We start from the raw sequence: 14,359 nt of genomic DNA, 5'->3' as shown, positions 1-14,359 counted from the left end.
CTTTCGCTCAGCGAAAGGATAGGTTGCCGTGGCCGCTCTTGTTGCGACACGGGCCGCCGATCAGGGTGAAGGCGCGTGCCCACCCGATCGACAGGAGCGTCTCGTGTCCCAGCGTCACCGCATCGCGGTCATCCCCGGCGACGGCATCGGCCGCGAGGTCGTCCCGGAGGGGCTGCGGTGCCTGTACGCCGCCGCCGAGGCGTACGGGTTCGAGCTGGAGGTCGCCGAATTCGGGTTCGCCAGTGCCGAGTACTGGCTGCGGCACGGCGAGATGCTGCCGCCGGACTGGCGGGACGTGCTCGGCGGCTTCGACGCGATCTTCTTCGGCGCGGTCGGGTGGCCCGAGGTGGTGCCCGACCACGTTTCGCTGTGGGGGAGCCTGCTGCAGCTGCGGCGGGGCTTCGACCAGTACGTCAACCTGCGGCCGGTCCGGCTGCTGCGCGGAGTGCGCAGCCCGCTGCGCGACCACGGCCCGGGTGACATCGACTTCCTCGTCGTCCGCGAGAACACCGAAGGCGAGTATTCGAGCATCGGGGGCCGGATCTTCGAGGGCACCGACCGCGAAACGGTGCTGCAGGAGACCGTGCTGACCCGGACCGGCGTGGACCGGGTGCTGCGCTACGCCTTCGACCTCGCCGCCGCCCGCCCCCGCAAGCACCTGACGTGGGCGACCAAGAGCAACGGCGTCGCCGTCTCCATGCCCTACTGGGACGAACGCGCGGAGCTGATGGCGCGGCAGTACCCGGACGTGGCCGCGGGCAAGGACCACATCGACATCCTCGCGGCCAAGTTCGTGCTCCAGCCGCGGCGGTACGACGTCGTCGTCGCGAGCAACCTCTTCGGCGACATCCTCTCCGACCTCGGGCCGGCCTGCGCCGGGACGATCGGGATCACCCCGAGCGCCAACATCAACCCGGACCGCACCGCGCCGAGCCTGTTCGAACCGGTCCACGGCTCGGCCCCGGACATCGCCGGGCGCGGCATCGCCAACCCGGTCGGGCAGATCTGGAGCGGCGCCATGATGCTCGACCACCTGGGGGAGACCGACGCGGCCGCGGCCGTCGTGACCGCGCTCGAAAACGTGCTCGCCGGGCGCCCGGAAGTGCTCACCCCCGACCTCGGCGGCTCCGGCACCACCGAGGGCCTGGGTACGGCGATCGCCGCCGAAATCGCCCGGCCCGCGCGGTGACTCAGCGGGCGGCGGTGGCCGGCGTCGCGAGCAGGTCGCCCAGCCCACCACGGGCGTCTTCGACGACGAGTGCCTCGGCCGCCGCCGAGTCGCCCGCCCTCAGCGCCCGGACCAGCGCACGGTGGCTCCCGTAGCGGTCGAGGCCGAACCGGTCGTTCTCGCCGATGCGTTCGAGCAGCCGGGCCCGCCGTTCCGGTGAGGAGAACACCCTGGTCTGGCCGAGCAGCCGCACCAGCACCGGGTTGCGGGCGCACGACTCGACGCCTTCGTTGAAGCGCTGCATGGCGTCGAGCAGCCGGTCGAGGTGCCGGGAGATGTCCTGCCCGGCCTGCTGCCGCTGTTTGACGAGGATCAGCAGGTCGTCGGCTTCGTCGAGGACGGCGTCGAGGTGGTCCAGCTGCGCCGGGACCGCGTGCCGGGCGGCGAAGCGGGCCACCATTCCGCGCAGCGCCACCTCGACCTCGGCGAGGTCCTGGATCGCGGCGTCGCCGACGGCCGCCACCTGGACGGTCCGCGGTCCGGTGCGTTCGAGGAGGCCGTCCTGCTCCAGGCGCCGGATGGCCTCGCGCACCGGCGTCGGGCTCACCGAGAGCCGCTCGGCGAGGCCGCGTTCGGTCACCTTCTGCCCCGGACGCAGCTCGCCGGTCGCGACCGCGTCGCGAATGGCCCGGTACGCGCGGTCGGCCAGCGTGTCGGCTGTCAGGCCCTTCAACGTCTCACTCGCCATGGCGTCACCCTATCTGCCATGGCAAGAGCAAAATGAAACACTTGACGTTCTTGCTATAGCAAAAGTACCTTGGCCGTCACCGCGCCCCGCGGTGGGACAGGAAGGTGCCGGATGACGACGACGTCGAGCGCACAGCGCGTGCGGACGGGACGGATCACGTTCTTCGTGGCCCTGGCGGTCTTCGCGCAGGAGTCGACGTGGAACCTCTACGACTCGCAGGTTCCGCCGCTGCTCCGCGAGCACATCGGCAGCGCGGCGCTGGTCGGTCTGCTGATGGGGATGGACAACGTGCTCGGCTTCTTCATCCAGCCGTGGATGGGCAACCGGTCGGACCGCACCCGCACGTCGTGGGGGCGGCGGATCCCGTACCTCGTCGCCGGAATGCCGGTGGCGGCGCTGCTGTTCCTCGTCATCCCGCACGTCGCGGGCTCGCTGCCGCTGCTGATCCTGGTGATGTTCGGCTACGCGCTGGTCGCGAACTCGTTCAAGCCGATCGCCGAATCCCTGCTCCCGGACTTCGTCCCGCCCGAGCGCCGCAGCCGCGCCAACGCCGTCGTCAAGATGGCGTCGAGCCTCACGGTGATGGTCGCGGCCCTGATCAGCATCTTCCTGGTCGACGCGCACCCGAAGCTGTCGTTCGCGGTTCCGGCGATCCTGATGGTGGTGTCCCTGGTCGTGCTCGCCGTGAAAGTGCGGGACAACCGGTCCCCGGCCTACCGGACCGCGCTCGAGGAGGACCGCGAAGAACTCCGCCGCACTCAAGAACACGGCGCGGCGAAGCCCCGGTCGCGGGTACGGGACACGGTGCTCGACATCGTCCGGGACACCGACCGCAGCCGGGTGCTGCTCATGGGGTCCATCCTGCTCTTCGGCGGCGCGTGGGCCGCTTCGCGGGCGCTCATCACGCCGTACGGCATGGAAGTGCTGCACCTGTCCCGCGGCGAAGCGGGCGGGCTGACCCTGCCCAGCGGCGTGGCCTTCATCGTGGCCGCCTACCCGGTGGCGAGGCTCGCCGAACGCTTCGGACGGCTGCGGGTGATGCAGGCCGGAATGACGGTGTTCGCGGCGGGCATGGTGCTCTGCGCCGTCGTGCGGACACCCGCCGGCGTGGTCGCCGGCCTGTGCGTCGCGGCCGCGGGTGCGTCCTCGTTCCTGGTCAACGCCGTCGTCGTGCTGTGGAACCTCGCCCCGTCCGACCGTGTGGTCGGGACCTACACCGGGCTCTACACCGTCGGCTGGGTGGGCGGCGGCTTCCTCGGGCCCGCCCTGGTCGGCGGCCTGGTCGACCTGACCGGCTGGCCCCTGCTGCCGCTCCACGTCGCGATCGTCGGGCTCCTCGCCGTGCTGGCGGTCGCCCGGATCAGTGCCGTGCAGCGCCGATCGTCCGCGGGACGCGCGCTGTGACCATTCGCGTCCTGATCACGACGGACTACCTGCGCCCCGGCGACGAGGCCGACCGGTTCCTGCGGGCCGCCGGCCTGGAGACCACGCACCTGCCCATGACCGGCCGTCGCGATCCCGGAGACCTCGTCGCCGCCCTCGCCGGCATCGACGCGGCCCTGGTGGCCAACGAGCCGTTGACGGGCGACGTCCTCGCCCGCGCCCCGCGGTTGCGCGTCATCGTGCGGACCGGCGTGGGGTACGACTCGATCGACGTCGCCGCCGCGGCCCGGCTCGGGATCACCGTGAGCACCCTGCCCGGCGTCAATGCCAACGCCGTGGCCGAGTACACCCTGGGCCTGCTGCTCGCGGGAGCCCGGCGTCTCCTGCAGTCCGCGAACGGGGTGGCGCGGGGCGGCTGGCCCCGCGAGGACGGGCACGAACTTCGTGGCTCGACGCTCGGGCTCATCGGCTACGGCGCTTCGGCGCGCGCGGTGGTCCCGTTGGCCCGCGCGTTCGGGATGACGGTCCTCTGCACGACGAACGTCCCGGTGGACCTGCGGGAGCCGGGTGTCCGGTTCACCGGGCTGGCGGAGCTTCTGTCCACTTCGGACCATGTCTCCGTGCACACCGCGCTCACCGAACGGACCCGGGGCCTCCTGGACACCGCGGCGTTCAAGCGGATGAAGCCGACGGCGCTGCTGGTCAACACCGCGCGCGGCCCCATCGTCGACGAGGACGCCCTCGTCGCGGCCGTGCGGGCCGGGGAGATCGCGGGCGCCGCACTCGACGTCGTGGCCGAGGAACCGCTGCCGTCCGACAGCCCCTTGCGCGGGGTGGACGGGATCGTCGTCTATTCCCACCTGGCCGGGCAGACCGCCGAAGCACGTGCCGCCGCGGGCCTGCGCGGCGCGGAAGAGGTCGTGGCCGCGCTCGCGGGACGGGCGCGGTTCGTGGTGAACCAAGAGAAATGAGGGACATGGACAAAGTGCGCGTGCTGGCCCCGAGCGGGATGCTCGGCGCCGGCTGGGACCACGCCACGATCGAACGCGGCATCGCATTGGGCGCCGACGTCATCAGCATCGACGGCGGCTCGACGGACTCGGGCCCGTACTACCTCGGTGCCGCGACGGCCAAGACGACCGCCAAGGCCGTGGCCCGCGACCTGCGCAGCCTGTTCACGGCCGCCGCGGGCGCGGGCATCCCGGTGATCGTCGGCTCCTGCGGGACGAGCGGGACCGACAGCGGCGTCGACTGGGTCGCCGGGATCGCCGCCGAGGTGCTGGCCGAAGAAGGCTTGAGCCTCGAGGTCGCGAGGATCTACAGCGAACAGGACGCCACCGACCTGAAGGAACACCTCGACGCGGGCCGGATCCACCCGCTGTCCCCGCTGGGGGAGCTGCGGGCCGAGACCCTCGAGAGCTGCACCCACATCGTCGGCGCGATGGGCCACGAACCGATCGTCGAGGCGTTGCGTGCCGGGGCCCGGGTCGTGCTCGCCGGCCGCGCCACCGACACCGCGGTGGCGGCCGCGTACCCGCTCATGAAGGGGATGCCCGCCGGGCCGACGTGGCACGCCGCCAAGATCGTCGAGTGCGGCGGCCAGTGCACGAGCAACCCGCGCGCGGGCGGGGTCCTCGCCACCATCGACGCGCACGGCTTCACCATCGAACCGCTCGACCCCGCCGTGTCGTGCACGCCGATTTCAGTGGCCGCGCACATGCTCTACGAGACCGCGGACCCGTTCGAAATGCGGGAGCCCGCCGGCACCCTCGACGTCCGGGACGCTCGATACACCGCGGTCGACGACCGGATCGTCCGCGTCGAGGGGTCGCGGTTCCACCCCGCGGAGCAGTACACGATCAAGCTGGAGGGCGCCCGGATCACCGGCTACGAGACCGTGTCGTTCTCGGCGGTCCGGGACCCGCTCATCCTCGCGGACGTCGACGCCTGGGCGAACCTGATGCGCGCGATGATCACCGAGCGGGTGCGCCAGACGCTGGAACTGGCGGACGACGAGTACGCCTTCGACCTCCGCCTCTACGGCCACAACGCCGTGCTGGACGACCTCGAGCCCGGCAGCGGGCCGCCGCGCGAGGTCGGCGTCATGCTGCTCGTCAACGCGCCCGACCAGGCGACCGCCACGGCCATCGCCAAGGTCGCCAACCCGCTGATGCTGCACCTGCCCGCCCCGGGGATGGGCTACCTGCCCAGCCTCGCCTTCCCGTTCTCGCCCGCGGAGGTCGAGCGCGGCGCGGCGTACGAGTTCGTGCTGAACCACGTCGTCGACTGCGCCCCGGCGGACCTGTTCCGGACCGAGCTGGGGGAGAAGACCCATGCCTGAAACGACTCTGGCGGATCTCGCGCACGAGGTCCGGTCGAAGAACGCGGGCCCGTTCTGGGTGACGATGGAACTGTTCATGCGCGACGCCGAGGGCTACCGGATCGCCGCGGACCTGGTGGACGAGCCGATGATCGCCCAGCTGTACCGCTTGGCGGAAAGCACCGTCCGGATCTTCCGGATCCCCTCGCTGAACGTCGTGAAGATCTCCTTCCCCCGCCCGGTCGGCCAGGGATCGCTGCGGGACCGCGACATCCACGCGGGGCAGCACCACGTCCCCCTCGCCGGCCTCCGGGTCACCGGCCGGGGGGAGGCCTCGTGATCCGGGTCGCGGACCTGCCCGCCACGCACCCCGGGCGGCGGCTGCTCACCAAACGCACCCCGTTCTTCGCCGCACCGAACGAGCCCCGCTGCAGCTACTGCGCCTACGTCCCGACGAGCTGGACCCCCGGCGCCGAACTGCCGGTCCTGGTGGCCGTGCACGGCACCGGCCGCAGCGTCGGGGAGCTGCGCGAGGGGTTCATCCCCTTCGCCGAGCAGCACAACGTCATCGTCGTGACGCCGCTGTTCCCGGCCGGCATCGACGATCCCGACGACGTGCACGACTACAAGCTCGTCGACGCCCACGGGATCCGGTTCGACCGGGTGCTGCTCGGCATCCTCGAGCAGGTCCGGTTCCGGTGGAACGCGCGGGTCGACACCGTGTTGCTGTGCGGGCACTCCGGCGGCGGCCAGTTCGCCCACCGCTTCCTGTACCTCCACCCGGACCGGGTCGCCGCCGTCGCGGTCGGGGCGCCCGGCGGCGTGACCTTGCTCGACGACTCGCTCGCCTGGCCGGAGGGCACCGGCGACACCCGGCAGCGGTTCGGGATCACCGTGGATCCCGGTGCGGTCGCCCGGGTGCCGGTGCTGCTCGTCATCGGCGGTGACGACGACGGGCGGGCCGACCTGGCCGTCATGGGTGACCACGGCCACAGCCGGCCGGAGCAGCTCGACCGGCTGGCCGAAAGCCTGACCCGGCACGGCACGGCGGTCCAGCAGGTCGTGGTGCCCGGGGTAGGTCACAGCGCCCCGGCGACACGGCCGCCGGTCGTCGACTTCTTCACCGGCTTGCTGCCCGGGTGAAAAGACATCACTGGAAAGGGAACTCCTTGACCGACATCGTCCACCGACGCCGTCCGGCCGTGCTCGGCACATTGCTCGTCACCGCGCTCCTGGGATCCGCGGTCCCCGGGCACGCGAGCACGACGCAGCCGCCGGAAAGCCCCTGCCCGGCTGTCCTGCTCGGGAAGGCCGCCTGTTACTCCGGCCAGGACGCCAACGGCGCGTACTACACGATCGCCGTCCCGAAGCACTGGAGCCGTTCGCTCGTCGTCCACACGCACGGCGGACCCGCGATGTCCTACGATCCCTCGACGACCACAAAGGACCTGGCGGAGTGGGCGGTGCTGGTCGAGGAGGGCTACGCCTGGGCCGCCTCTTCGTACCGGCGGGGCGGTTACGGGGTCAGGATGGCCGCCGCCGACACGGAAAACGTGCGCCGCCTGTTCGTCGAACGGTTCGGCCGTCCCGCCCGGACCTACGTCCACGGCCAGTCCTTCGGGGGCAACGTCGCCGCGAAGGTCGCCGAGACCTACGGCCGGCAGCCCGGCGCCTACGACGGGGTGCTGCTGACCAGCGGGCTGCTGGCCGGCGGTTCTCGCGGGTACGACCACCGCGTGGATCTGCGGGTGGTCTACCAGTACCACTGCCGCAACCTGCCGCGGCCGGCGGAGCCGCAGTACCCGCTGTGGCAAGGGTTGCCCGTGGATTCCCCGCTGACCCCGGACGACGTCCTCGCGCGCCTCCAGGAGTGCGTCGGCACCGTCGGCGACCGGACACCCGCACAGCAGCGGAACCTCGACGACATCACCGCGGTTACGAGCATCCCGGAAAGCTCGCTGCCGACGCACCTGCTCTACGCGACCTTCCTGTTCCAGGAGATCGTGGGGAACCGGCTCGGCGGTCGCAACCCGTTCGGCAACGAGGGCGTGCGGTACACCGGCTCCCACGACGACCGGGCCCTCAACGCGGGCGTGGCCCGGTTCGCCGCCGACCCCACCGCGGGGCGTGACCTTTCCTACGACAGCGACCTGACGGGCCGGGTTTCCCTGCCGGTCCTCACCCTGCACGCGATCGACGACCCGTCGGTCTTCGTGGAACACGAGGCCGCCTACCGCGAGACTCTGCGCGGCGCCGGCCAGGACGGCCACCTCGTCCAGACGTTCACGCGGGAGGCCGAGCACGACGAGTTGAGCGTCGCCGAGTACGCCACCTCCCTCGCCGCCCTCGACACCTGGGTGCGCACCGGGCGGAAGCCGACCCCGCGCTCGATCGCGAGTTCCTGCGGAGCGTTCGACGGCACCTACGGCGGCGGGTGCTTCTACGACCCCGGATACCGCCCGTCGCCGTACTTCACGCGGATCCGGCCGCGGCCGGGCCACACCTCCTGGCCGGCCATGACCGCGGCGCAGGAGCGGGCGTGGAGCCGGATCGACGGCGTGGGAATCGCGCCCTGACCCGGCGGCGACTTCCGCGCCACCCGGAATAATCGCCGAAAAAATCGAATCACCTTGTCGCGTCGCGAAAACCACCGGCCGGTCGTGGGAGTTCCGGCGCGAACCGTTGACACGCGGAAAATTCCCGGTCCATAGTGCGGTGTCGTCGCCTCGAAGGCATTGCCGGGGCGGGGATTCGATTCGAATCGAATCGACGGAAAATCGCCGGCGGAAGGGACACCCGTGGGGATCGGAAAGCGCTTGCAGGTACTCGGGCTCTGTGGTGCCCTGGTGGCCGGGCTGCTCGCGAGCGCGCCGGCCACCGAGGCGGCCGCGCGTCCGGCGCACACCGTCACCTACGACAAGTACTCGCTCAAGCTCGACGGCAAGCGCCTGTACGTCTGGTCGGGGGAGTTCCACTACTGGCGCCTGCCCAGCCCGGACCTCTGGCGCGACGTGCTGCAGAAGATGAAGGCGGCCGGCTTCAACGCCGTGTCGATCTACTTCGACTGGGGTTTCCACTCGCCGAAGCAGGGTGTCTACGACTTCACCGGGATCCGCGACGTCGGCAAGCTGCTCGACATCGCGCGGCAGACCGGCATCTACGTCATCGCCCGGCCCGGCCCGTACATCAACGCCGAGACCGATTCCGGCGGGTTCCCCGGCTGGCTCACCAAGCAGGCCGGGCTCGCCCGGACGAGCGCGCCCGACTACGTCGCGGCCGCGAAGGAGTGGTTCACCGCGATCAACGCCGTCCTCAAGCGGCACCAGGTCACCGACGGCGGCGGCCCGATCGTGCTGTACCAGGTCGAAAACGAGTACAGCGGCACGGTGCTCGACGCCGGGTACATGCAGGCCCTGGTCGACAAGGCGCGGGCCGACGGCATCACCGTGCCGCTGTTCCACAACGACGTCTGGCCGGGCGGGAAGTGGGCACCGGGCAAGCCGGGCGCGCCGGACCTCTACGCCTTCGACGGCTACCCGAACCTGTTCGACTGCCGCAACCCGCAGGTGTGGAAGCCCGCGCCCGACTTCCGCTGGACCCGGCCGGTTTCCCCGGACACCCCGATGTTCGTCGCGGAGTTCCAGGGTGGTTCCTTCGACCCGTGGGGCGGCCCCGGCTACGACAAGTGCCGCGAACTGACCGGCGCCTCGTTCGAAAACGTCTTCTACAAGAACAACATCTCTTCCGGCCTCACCCTGCAGAACTTCTACATGACCTACGGCGGGACCAGCTGGGGCTGGCTGCCCGACCCCAACGTGGTCTACACCTCCTACGACTACGGCGCCGCCATCTCCGAAGCGCGCCAGCTGGGCCCGAAGTACGACGAGCAGAAGCGCATCGGCTACTTCACCCAGGCCGTCGAGCCGCTCACGAAGACCGACCCGGGCCCGGACATCACGGGCGCGAACCCGGCCGTCACGCTGAAGACACAGTCCAATCCGGACACCCGGACGCAGTTCGTGCTGGCGCAGCACAAGGACACCACCTCGACCACCCACGAGCGGACGACCTTCCCGCTGACCGTGCCCGACGGCACCTACCCGGCCGTGCCGCAGCAGGGCGCGCTGGACGTCGACGGGCGTGAGGCCAAGCTGCTCGTGGCGGGCTACGACCTCGGCGGGCAGCGGCTGGTCTACTCGACGTCGGAGCTCATGACGCACGCCCGCATCGGCGGCCGTGACACCGCGGTGCTGTACGGCGGCGCCGGACAGGACGGCGAAACGGTGCTCCGCTATCCGAGCGAGCCGAAGGTCACCGTGCTCGACGGCAGCGTGGACCACGCGTGGGACGCCGCGCGGGGTGACCTGCGGCTCGACTACCGCCACGGCGGGCTGGCCCGCGTGCGCGTCGAGGGCGGTGGCCGGGCCCCGCTCGAGCTGCTGATCGCCGACACGGCGGCCTCGGCCGCCTTCTGGAAGCAGGACACCGCCGCCGGACCCGTGCTCGAGCGGGGGTCGGACCTCGTCCGCACGGCCACCGCGACGGGTCCGCTGCTCGCGCTCACCGGCGACACCGCCCGGGCCGGCGACCTCGAGGTGTGGGCGCCGCCGTCGATCCGGTGGGTGACGTGGAACGGCCGTCCGCTGCCGGTGACCCGGACCGCGGCCGGGACGCTGCGAGGCAGGCTGAACGGCCCGGCGCCGGTCACGCTGCCCGCGCTGACCGGCTGGCGCACGCAGTACGAGACCCCGGAACGGCAGCCGGGCTTCGACGACACCCGCTGGACGGCCGCCGACCACAGGACGACGAACAACCCGACGAAGCCGCCCGCCGGGCAGCCGGTGCTCAACGCCGACGACTACGGGTTCCACCACGGCGACGTCTGGTACCGCGGCCACTTCTCGTCCACCGGTGCCGAAACGGCCGTCACGCTGAACGGGATCACCGGCAACCCGGGCGTCTACTCCGCGTGGCTGAACGGCACCTACCTGGGCAGCAGCGGCAGCGGCACGCACGAGTTCGCCATCCCCGCGGGCACGCTGAAACCGGACAACGTGCTGTCGGTGCTGCTCGAGAACATGGGCCACAACGAGGACTGGGACGTCAACGACGCGCACAAGCAGCCGCGCGGGCTGATGTCCGCGGCCTTCACCGGCGGAACCCCGGACGTGCACTGGAAGATCCAGGGCACCCAAGGCGGCGAAGACCTCGCGGACCCGGTGCGCGGGCCGTTCAACAACGGCGGCCTCTACGGGGAACGGGCGGGCTGGTCGCTGCCCGGGTTCCCCGACCGCGGCTGGCAGCGGACGTCCTTGCCGGCGGCCCGCACCGAGCCGGGCGTCACCTGGTACCGCACGGAGTTCTCGCTGCACCTGCCCGCGGGCCAGGACACCGCGGTGGGGTTGCGCATCGACGACGACCCGGCCCTGGTCTACCGCGCCCAGATCTTCGTCAACGGCTGGAACCTGGGCCGGTACCTCAACAACGTCGGCCCGCAGCACGTCTTCTCGCTGCCCACGGGCATCCTGCGGCCCGACGGCCGCAACACGATCGCGATCGCGTCGTGGGGTGACGGCAGCCGGGGTCTCGGCCAGGTCGGCCTGGTCGACCTCGGGACCCACCGCGGCGGGGTGCCGGTCGCCGACGTCCCCAGCCCGGCGTACCGAGGCCACTGACCCGCTCCCGAAGGGATTCCCGCCGTGCCCGAACTCTCCCGCCGTGACCTGCTGAAGGCGACGGCCGCCACTTCGATGCTCCTGGGACTGCCCGCCCTTGCCGGCGCTCCCGTCGCCGGCGCGGCCGCCGCGGACGATCCGCTGTCGTTCTTCGTGAACCTGCGGTTCGGGATGTTCCTGCACTTCAACATGGGGACCTTCCACGACGCGGAGTGGGTGGACCCGAACCAGGACCCGAAGTCGTTCGCGCCGACCGCGCTGGACTGCGGTCAGTGGGCGGACGCGGCCAAAGCGGCCGGGATGACCTTCGGCGTCCTGACCACCAAGCACCACGACGGCTTCTGCCTGTGGCCGTCGAAGCTGACCGGCTACACGGTGGCGAACAGCTCATACCGTCGTGACGTCGTCGCCGAGTACGTCGCCGCCTTCCGCTCCCGTGGCCTGGTGCCCGCGTTGTACTTCTCCATCTGGGACCGGACGCAGGGGGTAGCGGCCGGCTCCGTCAGCCGGGCCGACCTGGACTTCGTCAAGGGGCAGCTGACCGAGTTGCTGACCCGCTACGGGGACATCCCGGCGCTGGTGATCGACGGCTGGTCGTGGCAGATGGGGCTGCGGGAGGTGCCCTACGGCGAGATCCGCGACCACATCCGGTCGCTGCAGCCGCGGTGCGCGGTGGTCTGCCTGACCGGGATCACCGAACCGTGGGGCACCGACGTCGTGTTCTACGAGGAGCCGAAGGGCGTGTGGACGGCGCCCGACAACACGTACGCCGCCTGCCAGGGGCAGACGATCGCCGCCAACGGCTGGTTCTGGCACCCGAGCACCCCCACGACGTCCCTGATGACCGCGGACGACATCGTGCACCGGCACCTGGCGCAGCTGGAACCGCGCTGGTCGACGTTCATCCTGAACTGCCCGCCCGGGCCGCGCGGCCTGCTCGACGACAACATCGTGGCGCGCCTGCGCGAGGCAGGCGCGCTGTGGCGGCCGAACCCGGCCCGCCCGCCGCTGCCGCCGCAGCCGCCGCGCTTGACCCACCCCGTGGCGCCGGTGGCGGCGACGGCCACGAGCGGCGACGCGGCGAAGGCGATCGACGGCTACAGCGACTACAACGGCGGCGCGCAGCAGACGCTGTGGCAGCCGGCGGCGGCGTTGCCGCAGTCGGTGACCCTGGACCTGGGAGCCGTCCGGCACGGCATCGACATGCTCACCTACCTGCCCCGCCAGGACGAGGTGAACGGCGAGTACGTCACGACCGGCAACGTGACCGGCTTCCGGGTCGAGACGAGCACCGACGGCGTCCGTTTCGCCCCGGCGGCCCGTGGCGGGTGGCCGGCCGACAAGACGATGAAGCACGCGAAGTTCAGCCCTCGACCGGCGCGGTACGTCCGCTTCACGGCGACGGCCGCGGTGGGCGGTCAGGCGGTGGCGAGCCAGATCGACTGCGGACGCTCCTGAGAGTCCCGCCGGATTTCGCCGACAGCGAAATGGTGGAATAGTGGCGTAGCCGAAACAGGCCTGTTTCTTTTTCCCGCTATGCGGGGTGGTTCCGCGCGCGGGCACCGGCGCGCGCGCTGATTCGGTGATATCCTTGCTGTGACCGAACCGATCGGTCCTCGTGAATGTCTCTTTGAATGTCTCCGTGAATCTCGACCCGTCGATTTCCTGTCCGGCGAGACCGTCCACCTCAACGGAAGCCGTCGATTGACGACGCCTTCGTCCTGTTTTGCCGCTGCTCCACGCGAGCGCGAGCGTGCGGATGCGCGTGGACCGATGTGAGGGGAATGCTCATGCGCGACATCGTTCTGGCCGAAACCGCCAACATCAACCCCGGCCTCGCGGCCATCGGTTACGGACTGGCCGCCATCGGTCCGGGAATCGGCGTCGGCCTCATCTTCGCCGCCGTCATCAATGGTACCGCGCGTCAGCCGGAAGCGCGAGGAAAACTGCAGACGATGGGTTACTCGACCTTCGTGCTGACCGAGGTGCTCGCGCTGATCGGCATCGTCGTCTTCTTCATCGCCTACACGAAGTGAACGCCGTCGCCGCACGCGCCCGGCCGGGCGCGTGCGGCGACGAAATCAGCCGGCCGGGACCGGGGTGAGGGCCGGAATCCGCGTCGGCAGCGTCCGCCAGATCTCCGGGGTGTAGAAGTGCCCGCCGGGGAGTTCGACGTGCCGGTAGCCGCCGCGGGCGAGCGAGCGCCACTGCTCGGCCGCGTCCGGCACGATCACCTCGTCGCCGGCACCGGTGAGGACTTCCAGGGGGACGTCGACCGTCGCGCCTTCGGTGTAGCCGAAGGTGTCACGGACCCGGATGTCGGCCCGCATGAGCTCCAGGGCCATCTCGCTCAGTTCCGGGTCGTCGAGGACGTACCCGGGCAGCAGGCCGTTGGTGCGCATCCACGCCACGAGCTGTTCGTCGGTGTCCTGCTGGGCGGGGAACATGTCCCGCGGGGTGAGCCCTCACCGCCGGCGAGGTCCCGGATCTCCAGGGGACCGAGGATCCGGTAGACGGGCTGATCGCCCGGCGGCCCGCTGGTCAAACTCACGCTGTTCCCTCAATGCCGATTCCGTGGCCGGCGCGAGGCAGGCAGAACAAGCTGCCCGTCCTCACCCGACTGCTCGTGAATTTTCCCCGGAACCGAAGTCTGTCTTCTGGGCCGTGATAAGCCCATAGTCCGAAAGCGTGAAGCTGTCGACGAAGGCGGTATTTGTACTGCCACCGTTCGGCCCAATGGCGGCAATGACGCCGATGATCACCACCTCACCGTGCGTCACCGTCACGCTCTGCAGGGTGTGCTCCCTCGGCGACTGGGCCGCGCGGAACGCTTCAATGGCGCAGCGTCCGCGTATCGGCGCCATTTCCGGAAAGTGCAAAACGGCGTCGGCGGTGAAGAGGGAACCGTATCCGTCGAGGTCCCCGATATCGAGATAGTGGTAGCTGAGCCGCACGTGGTCGATTCCGAGCGCACCGGCGGCGGCGCTCGGCCGAGCGTGTTTCCCTGCTCCAGCAGGCGCCATTCCGGCGTCCCTCCACTGAGTCGTCCCGGGCCGGGACCGCCG

Annotated in this window: 13 protein-coding genes; 10 read left to right on the top strand and 3 right to left on the bottom strand. The window is 70.9% G+C overall.

Going from position 1 to position 14,359, the window contains the following annotated elements; all coding sequences use genetic code 11:
* Positions 1-103: 103 nt before the first annotated feature.
* Positions 104-1,189, top strand: a complete 1,086-nt coding sequence (locus CF165_RS30775; RefSeq protein ID WP_093951098.1) for a tartrate dehydrogenase — start codon at positions 104-106, stop codon at positions 1,187-1,189.
* A 1-nt stretch (position 1,190) separates the two neighbouring features.
* On the opposite strand, the gene CF165_RS30770 is transcribed toward CF165_RS30775, so the two are convergent.
* Complete coding sequence (locus CF165_RS30770; RefSeq protein ID WP_093951097.1) at positions 1,191-1,916, bottom strand: GntR family transcriptional regulator; 726 nt, start codon at positions 1,914-1,916, stop codon at positions 1,191-1,193.
* Between the two features lie 111 nt (positions 1,917-2,027).
* Here CF165_RS30770 and CF165_RS30765 point away from each other — a divergent pair, with 111 nt between their 5' ends.
* From CF165_RS30765 to CF165_RS30725, 9 genes are all read left to right on the top strand, one after another.
* Positions 2,028-3,320, top strand: a complete 1,293-nt coding sequence (locus tag CF165_RS30765) for an MFS transporter (RefSeq protein WP_093951096.1) — start codon at positions 2,028-2,030, stop codon at positions 3,318-3,320.
* On the top strand, positions 3,317-4,270 hold the full coding sequence (locus CF165_RS30760; protein WP_240521874.1) for an NAD(P)-dependent oxidoreductase: 954 nt from the start codon (positions 3,317-3,319) through the stop codon (positions 4,268-4,270). Before CF165_RS30765 ends, CF165_RS30760 begins: the two co-directional genes overlap by 4 nt.
* A 5-nt stretch (positions 4,271-4,275) precedes the next feature.
* Positions 4,276-5,640 carry an acyclic terpene utilization AtuA family protein gene (locus CF165_RS30755; protein WP_093951095.1) on the top strand — a complete coding sequence of 455 codons (1,365 nt, stop codon included), beginning with the start codon at positions 4,276-4,278 and terminating at the stop codon, positions 5,638-5,640.
* Complete coding sequence (locus CF165_RS30750; protein ID WP_093951094.1) at positions 5,633-5,959, top strand: DUF4387 domain-containing protein; 327 nt, start codon at positions 5,633-5,635, stop codon at positions 5,957-5,959. The genes CF165_RS30755 and CF165_RS30750 overlap by 8 nt, the downstream gene beginning before the upstream one ends.
* Positions 5,956-6,762: an alpha/beta hydrolase family protein gene (locus tag CF165_RS30745; RefSeq protein WP_093951093.1), complete on the top strand. Its 807-nt coding sequence runs from the start codon at positions 5,956-5,958 to the stop codon at positions 6,760-6,762. Before CF165_RS30750 ends, CF165_RS30745 begins: the two co-directional genes overlap by 4 nt.
* Positions 6,763-6,788: 26 nt before the next feature.
* Positions 6,789-8,195, top strand: coding sequence for an alpha/beta hydrolase family protein (locus CF165_RS30740; protein ID WP_205661015.1), 1,407 nt, complete (start codon positions 6,789-6,791; stop codon positions 8,193-8,195).
* A gap of 222 nt (positions 8,196-8,417) precedes the next feature.
* On the top strand, positions 8,418-11,294 hold the full coding sequence (locus CF165_RS30735) for a beta-galactosidase (protein WP_093951092.1): 2,877 nt from the start codon (positions 8,418-8,420) through the stop codon (positions 11,292-11,294).
* A gap of 24 nt (positions 11,295-11,318) precedes the next feature.
* Positions 11,319-12,752 carry an alpha-L-fucosidase gene (locus CF165_RS30730; RefSeq protein ID WP_093951091.1) on the top strand — a complete coding sequence of 478 codons (1,434 nt, stop codon included), beginning with the start codon at positions 11,319-11,321 and terminating at the stop codon, positions 12,750-12,752.
* A 332-nt stretch (positions 12,753-13,084) separates the two neighbouring features.
* On the top strand, positions 13,085-13,330 hold the full coding sequence (locus tag CF165_RS30725) for an ATP synthase subunit C-like protein (RefSeq protein ID WP_093951166.1): 246 nt from the start codon (positions 13,085-13,087) through the stop codon (positions 13,328-13,330).
* Between the two features lie 45 nt (positions 13,331-13,375).
* Here the strand turns inward: CF165_RS30725 and CF165_RS30720 are convergent, their stop codons facing one another.
* On the bottom strand, positions 13,376-13,741 hold the full coding sequence (locus CF165_RS30720) for a thioesterase II family protein (protein WP_205661014.1): 366 nt from the start codon (positions 13,739-13,741) through the stop codon (positions 13,376-13,378).
* Positions 13,742-13,906: 165 nt separating this feature from the next.
* Positions 13,907-14,248, bottom strand: a complete 342-nt coding sequence (locus CF165_RS30715; protein WP_158226852.1) for a nuclear transport factor 2 family protein — start codon at positions 14,246-14,248, stop codon at positions 13,907-13,909.
* Positions 14,249-14,359 lie beyond the last annotated feature (111 nt).

Source organism: Amycolatopsis vastitatis, from assembly GCF_002234595.1.
Classification (GTDB): Bacteria; Actinomycetota; Actinomycetes; order Mycobacteriales; family Pseudonocardiaceae; genus Amycolatopsis; species Amycolatopsis vastitatis.
This window is presented reverse-complemented; position numbering and strand designations above follow the sequence as displayed.